This window comes from Pandoraea thiooxydans, assembly GCF_001931675.1.
Classification (GTDB): domain Bacteria; phylum Pseudomonadota; class Gammaproteobacteria; order Burkholderiales; family Burkholderiaceae; genus Pandoraea; species Pandoraea thiooxydans.
In genome coordinates, this window is the sequence record NZ_CP014839.1 from 3,570,551 (window position 1) to 3,584,230 (window position 13,680).

At 61.0% G+C, this 13,680-nt stretch carries 13 protein-coding genes; 8 read left to right on the plus strand and 5 right to left on the minus strand.

The window, feature by feature from the left end:
• The first annotated feature begins 103 nt into the window (after positions 1 to 103).
• Together nodI and PATSB16_RS16340 are read left to right on the plus strand one after the other, a co-directional pair.
• Positions 104 to 1,018 (plus strand): nodulation factor ABC transporter ATP-binding protein NodI, encoded by a 915-nt coding sequence (gene nodI, locus PATSB16_RS16335; protein WP_047215118.1) that lies wholly within the window; start codon positions 104 to 106, stop codon positions 1,016 to 1,018.
• A 42-nt stretch (positions 1,019 to 1,060) separates the two neighbouring features.
• Positions 1,061 to 1,846 carry an ABC transporter permease gene (locus PATSB16_RS16340; RefSeq protein ID WP_206093654.1) on the plus strand — a complete coding sequence of 262 codons (786 nt, stop codon included), beginning with the start codon at positions 1,061 to 1,063 and terminating at the stop codon, positions 1,844 to 1,846.
• Between the two features lie 21 nt (positions 1,847 to 1,867).
• Here the strand turns inward: PATSB16_RS16340 and PATSB16_RS16345 are convergent, their stop codons facing one another.
• The gene (locus PATSB16_RS16345) at positions 1,868 to 3,238 is read right to left on the minus strand and encodes a M16 family metallopeptidase (RefSeq protein WP_052892723.1); all 1,371 of its coding nucleotides are present in this window, start codon (positions 3,236 to 3,238) and stop codon (positions 1,868 to 1,870) included.
• Positions 3,239 to 3,270: 32 nt separating this feature from the next.
• The gene (locus PATSB16_RS16350; protein WP_047215120.1) at positions 3,271 to 4,671 is read right to left on the minus strand and encodes a M16 family metallopeptidase; all 1,401 of its coding nucleotides are present in this window, start codon (positions 4,669 to 4,671) and stop codon (positions 3,271 to 3,273) included.
• 134 nt (positions 4,672 to 4,805) lie between these two features.
• Here PATSB16_RS16350 and ftsY point away from each other — a divergent pair, with 134 nt between their 5' ends.
• Positions 4,806 to 5,894: a signal recognition particle-docking protein FtsY gene (gene ftsY, locus PATSB16_RS16355; RefSeq protein ID WP_047215121.1), complete on the plus strand. Its 1,089-nt coding sequence runs from the start codon at positions 4,806 to 4,808 to the stop codon at positions 5,892 to 5,894.
• A gap of 31 nt (positions 5,895 to 5,925) precedes the next feature.
• Here the strand turns inward: ftsY and maiA are convergent, their stop codons facing one another.
• Both maiA and PATSB16_RS16365 read right to left on the minus strand, forming a co-directional pair.
• Entirely contained in the window at positions 5,926 to 6,573 is a 648-nt protein-coding gene (gene maiA / locus PATSB16_RS16360) for a maleylacetoacetate isomerase (RefSeq protein ID WP_047215122.1), read from the minus strand.
• 52 nt (positions 6,574 to 6,625) lie between these two features.
• Complete coding sequence (locus PATSB16_RS16365) at positions 6,626 to 7,324, minus strand: fumarylacetoacetate hydrolase family protein (protein WP_047215123.1); 699 nt, start codon at positions 7,322 to 7,324, stop codon at positions 6,626 to 6,628.
• A gap of 148 nt (positions 7,325 to 7,472) precedes the next feature.
• Between PATSB16_RS16365 and ybiB the strand changes: the two genes are divergently transcribed.
• The gene (gene ybiB, locus PATSB16_RS16370) at positions 7,473 to 8,447 is read left to right on the plus strand and encodes a DNA-binding protein YbiB (RefSeq protein ID WP_047215124.1); all 975 of its coding nucleotides are present in this window, start codon (positions 7,473 to 7,475) and stop codon (positions 8,445 to 8,447) included.
• Between the two features lie 28 nt (positions 8,448 to 8,475).
• Here ybiB and PATSB16_RS16375 read toward each other — a convergent pair whose 3' ends face one another.
• Positions 8,476 to 8,856: a nuclear transport factor 2 family protein gene (locus PATSB16_RS16375; RefSeq protein ID WP_047215125.1), complete on the minus strand. Its 381-nt coding sequence runs from the start codon at positions 8,854 to 8,856 to the stop codon at positions 8,476 to 8,478.
• 244 nt (positions 8,857 to 9,100) lie between these two features.
• Between PATSB16_RS16375 and rpoH the strand changes: the two genes are divergently transcribed.
• From rpoH to PATSB16_RS16395, 4 genes are all read left to right on the plus strand, one after another.
• The gene (gene rpoH, locus PATSB16_RS16380) at positions 9,101 to 10,033 is read left to right on the plus strand and encodes an RNA polymerase sigma factor RpoH (protein ID WP_047215126.1); all 933 of its coding nucleotides are present in this window, start codon (positions 9,101 to 9,103) and stop codon (positions 10,031 to 10,033) included.
• Positions 10,034 to 10,146: 113 nt separating this feature from the next.
• Complete coding sequence (locus PATSB16_RS16385) at positions 10,147 to 11,172, plus strand: IS110-like element ISPath1 family transposase (RefSeq protein WP_047215127.1); 1,026 nt, start codon at positions 10,147 to 10,149, stop codon at positions 11,170 to 11,172.
• Between the two features lie 633 nt (positions 11,173 to 11,805).
• Positions 11,806 to 12,099 (plus strand): cytochrome oxidase putative small subunit CydP, encoded by a 294-nt coding sequence (cydP, locus tag PATSB16_RS21280; RefSeq protein WP_072628674.1) that lies wholly within the window; start codon positions 11,806 to 11,808, stop codon positions 12,097 to 12,099.
• Positions 12,089 to 13,666: a cytochrome ubiquinol oxidase subunit I gene (locus PATSB16_RS16395; protein WP_047215129.1), complete on the plus strand. Its 1,578-nt coding sequence runs from the start codon at positions 12,089 to 12,091 to the stop codon at positions 13,664 to 13,666. Before cydP ends, PATSB16_RS16395 begins: the two co-directional genes overlap by 11 nt.
• Positions 13,667 to 13,680 lie beyond the last annotated feature (14 nt).

Genomic DNA, 13,680 nt, shown 5'->3' on the forward strand with positions numbered 1-13,680 from the left:
ACATTACCACAATGCGCGCCAAGCAACGGCTCTGCGCACCGCGTCTTGTTACACTGTCGGGCTGTGTCCCGCACGGGGTCATTCGCCGTATCGCCCGATTGCCATGTCTGCCACCGCACTCGCTTTACATGATGTCTGCAAACTCTATGACGGCAAGCCTGTCGTCGATAGCTTGAGTTTTTCCGTCGCGCGCGGCGAATGCTATGGCCTGCTGGGGCCAAACGGTGCCGGCAAGACCACCACGCTGCGCCTGCTGCTTGGGCTCACCACGCCTGACGGCGGCTCGATCCGGCTGGGCGGCGAGGACATCCCGATTCATGCCCCGGCCGCCCGCAAACGGGTGGGCGTCGTGCCTCAATTCGATAATCTCGACCCCGACTTCACGGTACGCGAGAATCTTGAAGTATTCGGCCGTTACTTCGATATACCGAAAAACGAAATGCGCCGACGCATCCCCGCGCTGCTCGAATTCGCGCGCCTCACCCAGAAGGCCGATGCGCGCGTCAACCAGTTGTCGGGCGGCATGCGGCGCCGGCTCACGCTGGCCCGCGCCCTGGTCAACGATCCCGACATACTGGTTCTCGATGAACCGACCACCGGGCTCGACCCGCAGGCACGGCACCTGATCTGGGAGCGCCTGAAGTCGCTGTTGGCCGAAGGCAAGACCATTCTCCTGACAACCCATTTCATGGAGGAGGCTGAACGGCTTTGCCACCGCCTGTGCGTCATCGACAACGGCCACAAAATCGCCGAAGGCACCCCGCCCGGACTGATCGACCAGGAGATCGGTTGCGACGTAGTGGAAGTTTTCGGCGATATCCCGGCGAATCTGCGCGATACATTGACCGCACTGGCCGAGCGCGTCGAGACCAGCGGCGAAACGCTCTACTGCTACGTCCGTGAGGCCGAGCCCCTATTGCTGAGTCTGAAAAACACCGTGGGCATACGGTATCTGCATCGGCCGGCCAACCTCGAAGATGTGTTCCTCAAACTCACCGGACGGGAGATGCGCGATTGAGCGCGCATGATCCTGCCGGGCGATCATAACGAGACAGCGCTCATGCGTTACCCGCAGCCCTTCTTCCCTTCGAACGCCACACTTTGGTTTACCGTGTGGCGACGTAACTTCCTGGTATGGAAAAAACTGGCCATCGCATCGCTGTTCGGCAATCTTGCCGACCCCATGATCTATCTGTTCGGCCTCGGCTTCGGCCTGGGTCTGATGGTGGGCGAAGTCGACGGCACGTCCTACATCGCCTTTCTGGCCGCGGGTACGGTCGGCTCGAGCGTGATGATGTCAGCCAGTTTCGAGGCGATGTATTCCAGCTTCTCGCGCATGCACGTCCAGCGAACCTGGGAGGCGATCATGCATGCGCCGCTGACGCTCGGCGACGTCGTGCTGGGCGAAATTGTCTGGGCCGCCAGCAAGGCAATTCTCAGCGGCCTGGCCATACTCGCGGTCGCCAGTGTGCTGGGCTATGCGCACTGGCCTGCCGCGCTCTATGCGCTACCTGTAATCGCATTGGCGGGCCTGACATTCGCCAGCCTGGCGATGATCGTCACCGCACTGGCGCCCAACTATGACTTTTTCCTGTTTTATCAGACCCTGGTGATCACGCCGATGCTACTGCTGTGCGGCGTATTCTTCCCGCTTTCCCAACTGCCGCCGGCGGTGCGCGAGGTCACCGGCTTGCTGCCGCTGGCCCATGCGGTTGAATTGATACGGCCGGCGATGCTCGGCCGGCCGATGGATCACGCGTGGCTGCATTTCGCGGCTCTGGCGATCTATGCGGCCGGTGGGTGGCTCACCGCTTTGGCCCTGTTGCGTCGGCGTCTGCTGCGCTGAATCGTCAACGCCGCGCCGAATCTATTGCGACTTCGCCGAAGCCGCGACATTCGATGGTCCGACCACCACCGTTGCCATCCGGGCCGGGTTGAGGTGACGCGCAAATGCCTGTCGGATGTCGGCCAGCGTGACCTGCTTGACCCGTTGCGTCCAGGTGTCGAGATAATCCAGTGGCAAATCGTAAAAGCCAATCGCGGCCACATTGGCGATCAGCTTGCGGTTGCTGTCGATGCGCAGCGCGAAGCCATTGACGAGGTTATCCTTGGCGGCTTGCAACTCCGCGGCGCTCGGGCCCTCCTGGATAAAGCGATCGAGCGTGGCGCGCACGACCTGCAGCGCTTGCGCCGCCCGGTCGCGCCGTGTCTGCAGACCGATCACGAACGGGCCCGCCTGGCGTAACGGCATGAACTGGCTGGTCACGCCGTAGGTCAGGCCACGCTGCTCGCGTACCTCCTGGGTCAGGCGCGAGACGAACCCGCCGCCGCCCAGGATGTAATTGCCAACCAGCAAGGGAAAATAGTCCGGATCGTTGCGCGCGATCGCAGGTTGTCCGATCAGAATGTGTGCCTGTTCCGCCGGGTGCGGCAAATCGATCGACAGCGCGGCCGACAGCGGACTGACCGGCGGCAAATCCGGCAGCACGCCGCCAGGGGGCAAGCCGGCACTCAGTTGCGTGGCGATTTGCTCGGCCTGGTCCCGCGTGATGGCCCCCACCATAGCGATAACGGCGCGCCTGGCACTGTAGGCATTTCGGTAAAAGCCGACGATATCCTTCCGATCGATTGCCGCCACGCTCCGCGGCGAGGCGCTGACGCCATAGGGATGCGCGGCATACATCGAGCGCCACAGTGCTTTCTGGGCGATGACTTCGGGCTTGGTATCGGCCTCCTGGATACCTGCAATCAAACGGCCTTTTTCCCGTGTCAGCACGGCCTCGGGAAACGACGGATGCTGCAGGCATTGCGCCAGCGTGTCAGTCGCGCGCCGCAACGCGTCGGCGGTGACCAACGTGCGCAGAGACACCGTCGCGTAGTCGCGACCGGCCAATATCGATTGTTGCGCGCCAATATCGGCGAAGCGATCGGCAATTTGCGACTCGCTCAACGCTGCCTGAGCGCCGGCAGCCTCAGTCCCCGTATCGAGCATGTCCGCCGTCAGTGCCGCCAGGCCCGCCTTGCCGGTGGGGTCAAAGCGACTGCCCGCATCGAATTCGATCCGCACGTCGAGCATCGGAATCGCATCGCTTTGCACGAACAACACTTTGGCTCCGCTGGCGGTATGCCACGCCTGGATCGGCAACGCGGCGCGAGCGTTCGATGCCCCACAGAAAACGGTAACCGCCAGCCCCATATAAAGCGCGCCGGCACGGGCTATGCGCACTGCAATGCTCATCAACGAGTCGATTCTCATCGGGCGGCCCTTGGTTAACGCAACTGATTGAGATTGCCGGCGCCCTGGGCGCGGCGCTTCAACGTTTGCGCGTCGATCGGCTGGGGCACCAGGGTCGCTACCGTCAGCCGGTCGTCGCCGAAATACTTGCCGGCCACGGCCTGCACCTGAGCCGGCGTCACCTGGGCAATTTTCTCCAGCATCAAATCCAGTTCCCGCCACGATATGCCGTCCATCTCGTTCGCTCCGATCTCCATTGCCTGCCCGAGCAGCGAATCGCGCTTGTAAACCTGAGCGGCCACGACTTGCGCCTTGACGCGCCGCAGTTCCGCCTCGGTGACGCCGTGCGCGGCGATGTCGGCGATTTGGGCGCGTAACGCCTGCTCCAGTTGCGCGGCAGTGTGGCCTTGTGCCGGCACGCCGTCCAGGATGAAAAATTGCGGGCCTCGCCCGATGCCGTCGTAGCTCGCGCCGGCCTCGTTGGCCAGACGTTGCGCACGAATCAATTGGCGTGTCAGACGCGCGTCGCTGTAGCCATCGAGCACACCGGCCAGCACCTGCAGCGCGTAGACGTCATCGTCCGCGGCTACGTCCTTCAGGCGCGGCACGCGAAACGCCAGCGCCACATAAGGGTTTTCGGCCGGCGCCTTGACGCTGATGCGCCGCTCACCGAGTTGCGGCGGCTCCGTCTGGGGGCGACGCTGCGGCAACGGGCGAGCGGGAATGCCGCCAAAATACTTTTCGGCCCACTGCTTGACCTGTGCTGGATTGACATCCCCGCACACGACGACCACGGCGTTGTTCGGCGCATACCAGCGCCGGTACCAGTTTTTCGCATCCGACACGCGCATGTGCTGCAGATCGTTCATCCAGCCGATGATCGGCCGGCGGTAGGGATTGGCGATCAGCGCTGTGGCCATCAATTGCTCGAACAGCAGCGCGCGAGGCTGGTCTTCGGTTCGCAGACGCCGCTCCTCCATCACGACCTGGATTTCCTTGTTGAACTGGCTGGCCGACAGGGCCAGATGCTGCATGCGATCGGCTTCCAGCGCCATCATCTCCGGCAGGTGGGATTTTTCGATTTGCTGGAAGTACGCCGTGAAGTCCTTGCTCGTGAAAGCGTTCTCGTGACCGCCCAGCGCCGCCACGCGGCGCGAGAACTCACCCGGCCCGATCCGCCGGGTACCGCGAAACATCATGTGTTCGAGTACGTGCGCCACGCCGGTGGTGCCGTTGAACTCATCGATCGATCCGGCGCGATACCAAACCATGTTGACGACCGTCGGCGCGCGGTGATCTTCCTTGACGATCAGGCGCAAACCATTGGGCAAGGTGAATTCCGTCGTTTTGTTTTCGACGCTCGGGAGTGTCCCCGCATGACCGAGCGCCACGAATCCCGCCAACGCGATCCCAACCCATGCTTGCCGCCAGCGCATCGCATCCCCTTTTTGGCCCGACCGGGCTCGCTCGTGAATCCCGTCTGATAAAATGTGCCCCATTCCCACGGAGCACGGCGCCCATTATTGTATGGCGATTCCTGCTTTGCTCCTCTGCCGAGTTTCCCCCAAGCATGTTCAGCTTTTTTAAACGCTTCAAGTCCGGCGCGCCGGCCCAGGACGAGCCGGAAAATCCCGCGCCGCAGACCGTTGTCGAGCCCCTTCCCAGCGAACCCGTAACAGTTCCCGAACCCGAACCGAGCGAGGAGGCCGCTGCAAGCGAAGGTGAAATCATCGCTGCGCCGCCGCCGGAGCCGGCGGCCAAGCGCTCGTGGATCGGCCGCCTGAAGTCCGGTCTGGCCAAGACCAGCGCCGGACTGACCGGCGTTTTCGTCGGCGTCAAGGTCGACGAATCGCTGTTCGAGGAATTGGAAGACGCCCTGCTGATGAGCGACGCCGGCGTCGAGGCAACCCAGTATTTGCTCAAAGCGTTGCGCCAAAAGGTCAAGACCGACCGGCTAACCGAAGGCGAGCAGGTCCGGCTGGCACTGCGCGATTTGCTGGTTGAACTCCTCAAGCCGCTCGAGCGCACGATGGTGCTGGGCCGCGAGCAACCGCTGGTGATCATGATCGCGGGGGTCAACGGCGCGGGCAAGACTACCAGCATCGGCAAATTGGCCAAGCATTTCCAGGCGTACGGGCAATCGGTGCTGCTGGCCGCCGGCGATACGTTTCGAGCCGCAGCCCGTGAGCAATTGGCGATCTGGGGAGAGCGCAACGGCGTGACGGTCGTGTCCCAGGAGAGCGGCGATCCCGCGGCGGTGGTATTCGATGCGGTCAACGCCGCGCGCGCGCGCAAGATCGACATCGTGATGGCCGATACCGCTGGCCGCCTGCCGACCCAGTTGCACCTGATGGAAGAACTGAAGAAGATCAAGCGCGTTCTGGCCAAAACCGGGCACAATGCGCCGCACGAGATCCTCCTGGTGATCGACGGCAACACAGGGCAAAACGCCCTCAGCCAGGTCAAGGCATTCGATGACGCCCTGCAACTGACCGGCCTGATCGTGACCAAACTCGACGGAACCGCCAAGGGCGGCATTCTGGCGGCCATTGCGAGGCAGCGCCCGGTCCCCGTCTACTTCATTGGCGTAGGGGAAAAGGTCGAGGACCTGCAACCCTTTTCGGCCGAGGAATTCGCCGACGCCGTGCTGGGCATTTGAACGACGCCGGCGTCAGCCAACCCGCACCGGGCTATTCTGCGTCGGGCTGAGCGCCCGGCGCCGCCTTGGCAAACGCATCGAGCGTCATGCAATGAGCGTGAATCCGGCGAATGGTCGGATAGGGGCTCAAGTCGACATCGAAACGCTGCGCATTGAATATCTGAGGAATCAGACAGCAGTCGGCCATCGTCGGGGTATCTCCGAAGCAGAAATCCCCGGCCGGCGGCGAGGCGTTCAACCGCTTCTCGAGCGACGCGAAGCCGAGCTCGATCCAGTGGCGATACCAGCCGTTTTTCGCTTCCTCCGGCACTTTCAACTCATGCTTGAGATATTTCAGCACGCGCAGGTTGTTGAGTGGGTGAATCTCGCAGGCCACGTCCAGCGCCAAGGCTCGCACTTGCGCGCGATCGAGCGCAGCTTTGGGTAACAACGCGGGAGTCGGGTGTATTTCGTCCAGATACTCGATGATTGCCAGCGATTGATGCAGCGCCTGGCCACCGTCGAGCAGTACCGGCACCAGCGCATCCGGATTGAGCGCCCGGAATTCCGGCAGGAGTTGTTGGCCCCCATCGCGCACCAAATGCACCGGCACGCTTTCATAGGGCAACCCCTTGAGATTGAGTGCAATTCGCACCCGAAACGAGGCGGAACTGCGGAAGTAGGTGTACAGCGTAAGCATGGTGCTCCTTGGAAATACCGGTCCGTGGAATGTCGTTCTCGCCGCTTGGGACTCAAACGACCTCGACGTGCAACTCACCAAGACCCTCGACACCCCCGACCATCAGGTCTCCCGGCACAATCGCGCCGACGCCCTCGGGCGTGCCGGTGAAGATCAGATCGCCAGGCTGCAATTCGAAAAAATTGGAAAGGGAAGCGACCGTCTCGGGAATCGACCAGATCATGGCGGCAATGTCGCCGCGCTGCCGTTGTTCGCCATTGACGCTCAGCCAGATAGCGCCGCGCACGGGGTGGCCGACGTCGATGGCGCGATGCAACGGCCCCATCGGTGCGCCATGATCGAATCCTTTGCCGGTGTCCCAGGGCCTGCCGGTTTTCTTCGCCTCATTCTGCAGATCGCGACGCGTCATGTCCAATCCCAGCGCGTAGCCGTAAATGTGCTCGTTGGCCTGTTCGACCTCGATGTGCTTGCCCCCCTTGCCGATCGCGGCAACGAGCTCGAACTCGAAATGGCAATTTTTGGTTTGCGGCGGGTAGGCAAACAGCCCAACCGTACCCGGCTCGACATTGACAACCGCATCGGCGGGCTTGCAGAAGAAAAATGGCGGTTCGCGATCGGGATCGGACCCCATTTCACGCGCATGGTCCGCATAATTGCGGCCGACGCAGTAAATGCGATGCACAGGAAATTGCTGATCGATGCCCACCACCGGCACCGCGACAGGCGCCGGGGGTTCGAACACATAACGCATTGCGGTCTCCTCGAGGGGGGATGCACCCAAACCGACATAGTACTTGAAGCGTTCTGACTTTTGCTGGCCACCTCGATGAGGCGACTGCTTTATATTACGGCTAATAGGCGGCGCGATCGGCTGCCGCCCCTCATTCGCGCTCGACACGATGACTGCCCCCTTTGCCTGCTCCGATTTGCTCAAGACCATCGCGCGCGGTGGCGCCGGCGCTCGCGCGCTCCCTCGCGACGACGCCCAAAGGCTGTTCGCCGCGATTCTCAACGGGCAAGTTGGCGACATCGAACTCGGCGCTGTCCTGGTCGCCTATCGCATCAAGGGTGAGACGCCGGACGAGCTGGCCGGCATGCTCGCAGCGGCGCAGGCTTGCATCGCGCAGCTGGTGTGTCCGGGCGAACGCCTGCCGGTCGTTTTACCCAGTTATAACGGGGCGCGCAAACAGCCAAATCTGACCCCATTATTGGCGTTACTGCTGGCTCGCGAAGGGGTGCCGGTCCTGGTACACGGGGTGAGCGGCAACTCTTCCTCGCGGGTGACCAGCGCCGCCATTTTTGCCGCCCTGGGTCACGCTCCCGCGCTCTCGGTCGATTCGGCCCAGGACGCTCTGGCGCGCGGATATCCGGCGTTTATGCCAATCGAAGCGCTGTCTGCCCCGCTTGCCCATCTGCTGGAGATGCGTGCGGTGATTGGCGTTCGCAATTCCGGACACACGCTGGTCAAGTTACTGCAGCCGTTTCGGCAGCCAGCGCTCAGGTTGGTCAATTTTACCCACCCGGAGTATCGGGACACCCTGACGACACTGTTCACCGATCCGGTGTTCGCCGGACCGGCCGGAGTGCTGCTGGCGCGCGGCACCGAGGGCGAGCCGGTCGCCGACGCCCGCCGTCAGGCGGCGATGGATTGGCTGCGGGGGGGACGAAAAAGCTGCCTGGTAGCGGCCGATGCCGGTCCGCTGGAGCAGGTTCCGGCGCTGCCGGCAAGCGACGCGAACAGCACCGCGGCCTGGATTCGGGAGGTTTTGAGCGGCAAAACCCCCGTGCCGGCACCGATCGCGCGACAAGTCGACGCGATCCTGCAGATCTGCCGGCAACACCCGTCACCCGCGGCCGGTGTGCCGGCTGCCTGAGCTCACGGCCCGGCTTTCGGCGGTTGCGTCACTCCGATGCCATACGGGTCGCCTGCCATGAAATCAGCTGCCACTGGTTTTTCTGCAGCACGTGAACGGCGATATAGGTCATCAACGACGACAATGGCCCGGTGGCACTCTCCAATTCGATACGGAGCTTGCCCGTGACAAGCACTGTGTCGCCGAATTCGCGCAATTCCTGGGTTTGGATCTCGATATCGTGGTAGCGGCGTCGGCCCGCTGACAGCGCACCGAGGAATTGCTCCTTGGTTTCGCGCTTGCCGTTCGAATGCACATAAAGGAGATCATCGTAGAGCATCGCATCGAGCTGCTCCACGTCGCCCTCGATCATTGCCGCATAGCGGGCTGATTCCAGGGCGCGAACCGTGTCGATATTCTTGACAGGCATGCATGCCTCCCACGCATCATGAGTCGGAAGGATAAACTCAGGTAAATCTCAGCAGCGATATTTTCTGGAATTTATACCATGACGGCCGAGTTTGAGATGAATCAAGAAAATTCTCAGAGAAAATCCCTACATTTAATTAGAGAGTTCGCTTGAAACTTGCTGACACGAGGGCCCTCTAACGCTTAGCACTCTTCAATCGAGAGTGCTAAAATGCCTCGTAACCGATGAACAGGAGCAACCCCGCTTGAGCGACGCCATGACGACCCAGTCCCATTCTCCGCTTGCCGTTAAGGCGCAGGAGGCGCGCGCCCTGACGCTTTCCCCATCCGCGATGCTACCCGCCAGCGTGGGTAATATTGACGCCTACATCCAGGCCGTCAATCGGATTCCCCTGCTGACGGCCGACGAGGAGCGCCAACTCGCCACCGAATACCGCGACCATGAAAATCTCGATGCTGCCCGCCGGCTCGTGCTGTCGCATCTGCGCCTGGTTGTGTCGGTCGCCCGCAACTACCTGGGGTATGGCCTGCCGCACGCGGACTTGATTCAGGAAGGGAATATCGGCCTCATGAAGGCAGTCAAGCGCTTCGACCCCGCCCAGGGTGTGCGATTGGTCTCGTACGCCATCCACTGGATCAAGGCCGAGATCCATGAATATATCCTGCGCAATTGGCGCATGGTCAAGGTCGCCACCACTAAGGCGCAGCGCAAGCTGTTTTTCAATCTGCGCAGCCATAAACAAGGGGTGCAGGCGTTCACACCGGAAGAAATCGAAACGGTCGCCAAGGAATTGAACGTCAAGCGCGAGGAAGTTGCCGAAATGGAAACCCGCCTGTCGGGCGGCGACATCGCGCTCGAGGGCAAGGTCGAAGACGGCGAAGAAGCATTTGCGCCGATCGCCTACTTGGCCGACACCCACAATGAGCCCACCGCTGTGTTGGCGGCGCGCCAACATGACCGGCTGCAAAGCGACGGTCTCGGCAGCGCGCTGGATAAACTCGATGCACGCAGCCGCCGCATCATCGAGGCACGCTGGCTCAACGTTCGCGACGATGGCTCGGGTGGATCGACGTTGCACGATCTGGCCGACGAATTCGGTGTCTCTGCGGAACGAATTCGGCAAATCGAAGTGACAGCCATGAAAAAAATGAAAACGGCCCTGCAGGCATACGTCTAAGCCGTCAATTGAAGTAACGTCGCAAACGCCCCTTCCACGGGGCGTAATGAGATGGTCACCCCCACCCTACACGCGGGTTACGCTGTAGGGTGTTTTTCTTTCTGGAGGCCATCATGCAGAATGTTACGCTGGTTGGAATCGATCTAGGCAAGCACTCGTTTCACCTTCATGGTCAGGACCGGCACGGCAAGGCCGTGTTTCGCAAGAAGGTGAGCCGCAAGCAACTGGTCGAGTTTTTCGCTACGTTTCACGCCTGCACGCTGGTCATGGAGGCCTGTGCCGGGGCCCATCACATGGCCCGCCAACTGGCCGGGTTCGGACACCAGGTCAAGCTTATCTCCCCCCAGTTCGTGCGGCCCTTCGTCAAGAGCAACAAGAACGACTTCGTGGACGCCGAGGCGATCTGCGAGGCGGCGTCGCGCCCGTCCATGCGGTTCGTCACGCCCAAGACGGAGTCGCAGCAAACCTTGTCGGCCCTGCACCGGGTCCGTGAGTCACTGGTGCGCGATCGCACCAAAACTATCAACCAGATACACGGCTTCCTACTGGAGTTCGGCATCAGCCTGCCGGTTGGCAACGCTGTCATCACGCGTCTGCCGGCTGTGCTCGCCGAACATCGGTTACCGCCGCGCCTGATCGCGATCCTCGAACGCCTGCACGCTCACTTCAAGTACCTCAGTGAGCAGATTGGCGAAATCGACAAGGAGATGGCCCGCCAACTCGCCGATGACGAGCTCGGCTGCCGCCTGCTGTCGATCCCAGGCGTCGGCCCTATTACAGCCAGTGTGCTTGCCAGCGAGATGGGCGATGGTCAGCAGTACGGGTCCAGCCGCGATTTCGCTGCGTCGATTGGCTTGGTGCCGCGCCAGTACAGTACTGGCGGCAGGGCCAACCTGCTGGGGATCAGCAAGCGGGGTGACAAGAATCTCCGGCGCCTGCTAGTCCAGTGTGCCCGCTCCTACATGCAGCGACTCGATCGGCACAGCGGTCGGCTCGCCGACTGGGTCCGCGCCATGCTGAGGCGACGGCACTCGAACGTGGTGGCCTGCGCGTTGGCGAACAAGCTGGCGCGCACCGCGTGGGCGCTGGCGACTCGTCGCACCACCTTCGATGCGGGCGCGAGCGCCATGCCTGCCTAAGTACCCGATTGCACAACACGCTTTACCGAAGTCCACCCACCTGGTTTTGCGACCGCTGAAATTGGATGACGTGAACGGCACACCGGCCTGACGGACAACCTGACATAAAGAACGGCTCTCGAAGCCGCGGGCGTTTTAAGGACCGTCAGGCGCGACTCTCATCGTGGCGCGGGGAGTGATCCCCAAAACGACGCCGGATAGATTTACGCAAGCCAATCACAACGTCAAAAATCAGTGTTGCAAAAATGGGGGTGACCATAGATTTTTCATTGGCTCGCGAACATCATGCTGCACTACGGGCAGCCGCGACATATTGCCCCACATCGAGGCATCTCTAAAATAAAAAGATAGAATACCTACCGATCTGTTCGATCGAGTTTCGACGTTACCGAGTATCCGCTCTGCGTGAAGCTGTCGCGCACAGTGCGCGCCAAGCCCAGCCAGCGCCTCTCCCGCGAACAGACACCAAAAGCCTCAATACGGCAGCGGCATCTTTGTCGCTCGCCTTTCGTTGTGCCCCCCAAATATTAGGACCTGTCTTATGACGGCAGCTTCATCATATTTTTTATTCAGGCACGATCAAATAACAATTTTGTACTCCAATACGATAGCCGACCACAAGAATGATTGGTCATGGGAAGGCAACGCGTGAAGTCAGAATCCCCACACTCCTTTGCCAGCGACCCACGCGCCTTTCGTCTGTGGATCGCAAATCCGGGGCAATTTCGGCATTGGCTTCGGCGGCACCCATTCGGCCGGGATATAGCAGTCGTTCTGCTGGCCAAGGTAGCTTTGCTGGCGGCCATCAAGTTCGCTTTTTTCAATCGCCCCGTCGCGGAACATATGCGCCTGCCGCCGAACGAAGTCGCGCGTGCTCTGCTTTCCCCACAAATCGCTCAACAAGAAGGTGCTCGCCATGCCCAGTAGCGAAATCGTCGATCTCTCTCGCCTGCAGTTCGCCATTACGGCGCTTTATCACTTTCTGTTTGTCCCCCTGACCTTGGGGCTGTCCTGGCTGCTCGTCATCATGGAGTCGGTTTATGTGATGACCGGCAAGCAGATATACAAGGACATGACCCAGTTCTGGGGCAAGCTGTTCGGCATCAATTTCGCCATGGGCGTCACGACAGGATTGACGCTGGAGTTTCAGTTCGGCACGAACTGGGCGTACTACTCTCACTATGTCGGCGATATTTTCGGCATCCCGCTGGCAGTCGAAGGCCTGATGGCATTCTTCCTTGAATCGACATTCGTTGGCCTGTTCTTCTTCGGCTGGGACAAGCTGTCGAGCGTGAAGCACTTGATCGTGACCTTCCTGGTCGCGCTCGGCTCCAACCTCTCGGCGCTGTGGATATTGATCGCGAATGGCTGGATGAACAACCCGGTTGGCGCCAAGTTCAACTACGAGACCATGCGTATGGAACTGGTCAGCTTGAGCGAAGTGATCTTCAACCCGGTAGCCCAGGTAAAGTTCGTTCATACCGTTGCCGCTGGCTACGTCACTGCAGCCATGTTCGTGCTCGGCGTGTCGGCTTGGTATCTATTGAAAAAACGCGATGTCCAGTTCGCGTTGCGCTCTTTCGCCGTGGCCGCTGGGTTCGGCCTCGCTTCGACGCTGTCGGTCATCGTGCTTGGCGATGAGTCCGGTTACGCGACCGGTGAAGTGCAGAAAGTCAAATTGGCGGTCATCGAATCGGAATGGGAAACCAACCCCGCTCCCGCGCCATTTACGGTATTCGGCATTCCAAACCAAAAGGAAGAGCGTACGGACTATGCATTACGCATCCCGTACGCGCTCGGTCTGATGGCCACCCGTTCGCTGGATACGCCAGTTATCGGCATCAAGGATCTGAAACAGGAGCACGTGCAGCGAATCAAGCGCGGAATGATTGCCTATGCCGCGCTCGAGAAACTCAAAGCCGGCGATAAATCACCGGCCACGAAGGCCATTTTCGAGGCTAACGCTCACGATCTCGGGTATGCGCTGCTCTTGAAGAAATACACGCCCACCGTCGTCGATGCCACGCCGGAACAGATACGGCAAGCGGCAGACGACTCGATTCCACGTGTCGCGCCTGTCTTCTGGTCGTTCCGCTTCATGGTCGGGCTGGGATTCACGTTCCTGCTGACATTCATACTGGCCTTCTGGTATTGCGCGCGCCGGAAACTGACGTCCAACGGCAAACGCTGGTTCCTGCGCTGGGCCGTGATCGCCATCCCGCTTCCCTGGATCGCTGCGGAATTGGGTTGGATCGTTGCCGAGTATGGCCGGCAGCCCTGGACCATCGCGGGCATCCTGCCGACCCATTTGTCGGCGTCGACGCTTCAGCCGGGCGACCTGTATTTCAGCCTGGCCGGCTTCATCTTCTTCTACACGTTGCTGTTCGTCATCGAGATGTTCCTGATGATCAAATACATTCGCATCGGCCCATCGTCGCTCCATAGCGGGCGTTACCACCATGAACAGACGCCGCAATCCGTCACGTCCAATTAACGGGAGCTAGTCAT

What these genes read in the sequence shown, in the direction of transcription:
- nodI (WP_047215118.1), top strand. Translation starts at nt 104, where the DNA reads ATGTCTGCCACCGCACTCGCTTTACATGATGTCTGCAAACTCTATGAC.
- PATSB16_RS16340 (WP_206093654.1), top strand. Translation starts at nt 1,061, where the DNA reads ATGCGTTACCCGCAGCCCTTCTTCCCTTCGAACGCCACACTTTGGTTT.
- PATSB16_RS16345 (WP_052892723.1), bottom strand. Translation starts at nt 3,238, where the DNA reads ATGAGCATTGCAGTGCGCATAGCCCGTGCCGGCGCGCTTTATATGGGG.
- PATSB16_RS16350 (WP_047215120.1), bottom strand. Translation starts at nt 4,671, where the DNA reads ATGCGCTGGCGGCAAGCATGGGTTGGGATCGCGTTGGCGGGATTCGTG.
- ftsY (WP_047215121.1), top strand. Translation starts at nt 4,806, where the DNA reads ATGTTCAGCTTTTTTAAACGCTTCAAGTCCGGCGCGCCGGCCCAGGAC.
- maiA (WP_047215122.1), bottom strand. Translation starts at nt 6,573, where the DNA reads ATGCTTACGCTGTACACCTACTTCCGCAGTTCCGCCTCGTTTCGGGTG.
- PATSB16_RS16365 (WP_047215123.1), bottom strand. Translation starts at nt 7,324, where the DNA reads ATGCGTTATGTGTTCGAACCCCCGGCGCCTGTCGCGGTGCCGGTGGTG.
- ybiB (WP_047215124.1), top strand. Translation starts at nt 7,473, where the DNA reads ATGACTGCCCCCTTTGCCTGCTCCGATTTGCTCAAGACCATCGCGCGC.
- PATSB16_RS16375 (WP_047215125.1), bottom strand. Translation starts at nt 8,856, where the DNA reads ATGCCTGTCAAGAATATCGACACGGTTCGCGCCCTGGAATCAGCCCGC.
- PATSB16_RS16385 (WP_047215127.1), top strand. Translation starts at nt 10,147, where the DNA reads ATGCAGAATGTTACGCTGGTTGGAATCGATCTAGGCAAGCACTCGTTT.
- cydP (WP_072628674.1), top strand. Translation starts at nt 11,806, where the DNA reads ATGGGAAGGCAACGCGTGAAGTCAGAATCCCCACACTCCTTTGCCAGC.
- PATSB16_RS16395 (WP_047215129.1), top strand. Translation starts at nt 12,089, where the DNA reads ATGCCCAGTAGCGAAATCGTCGATCTCTCTCGCCTGCAGTTCGCCATT.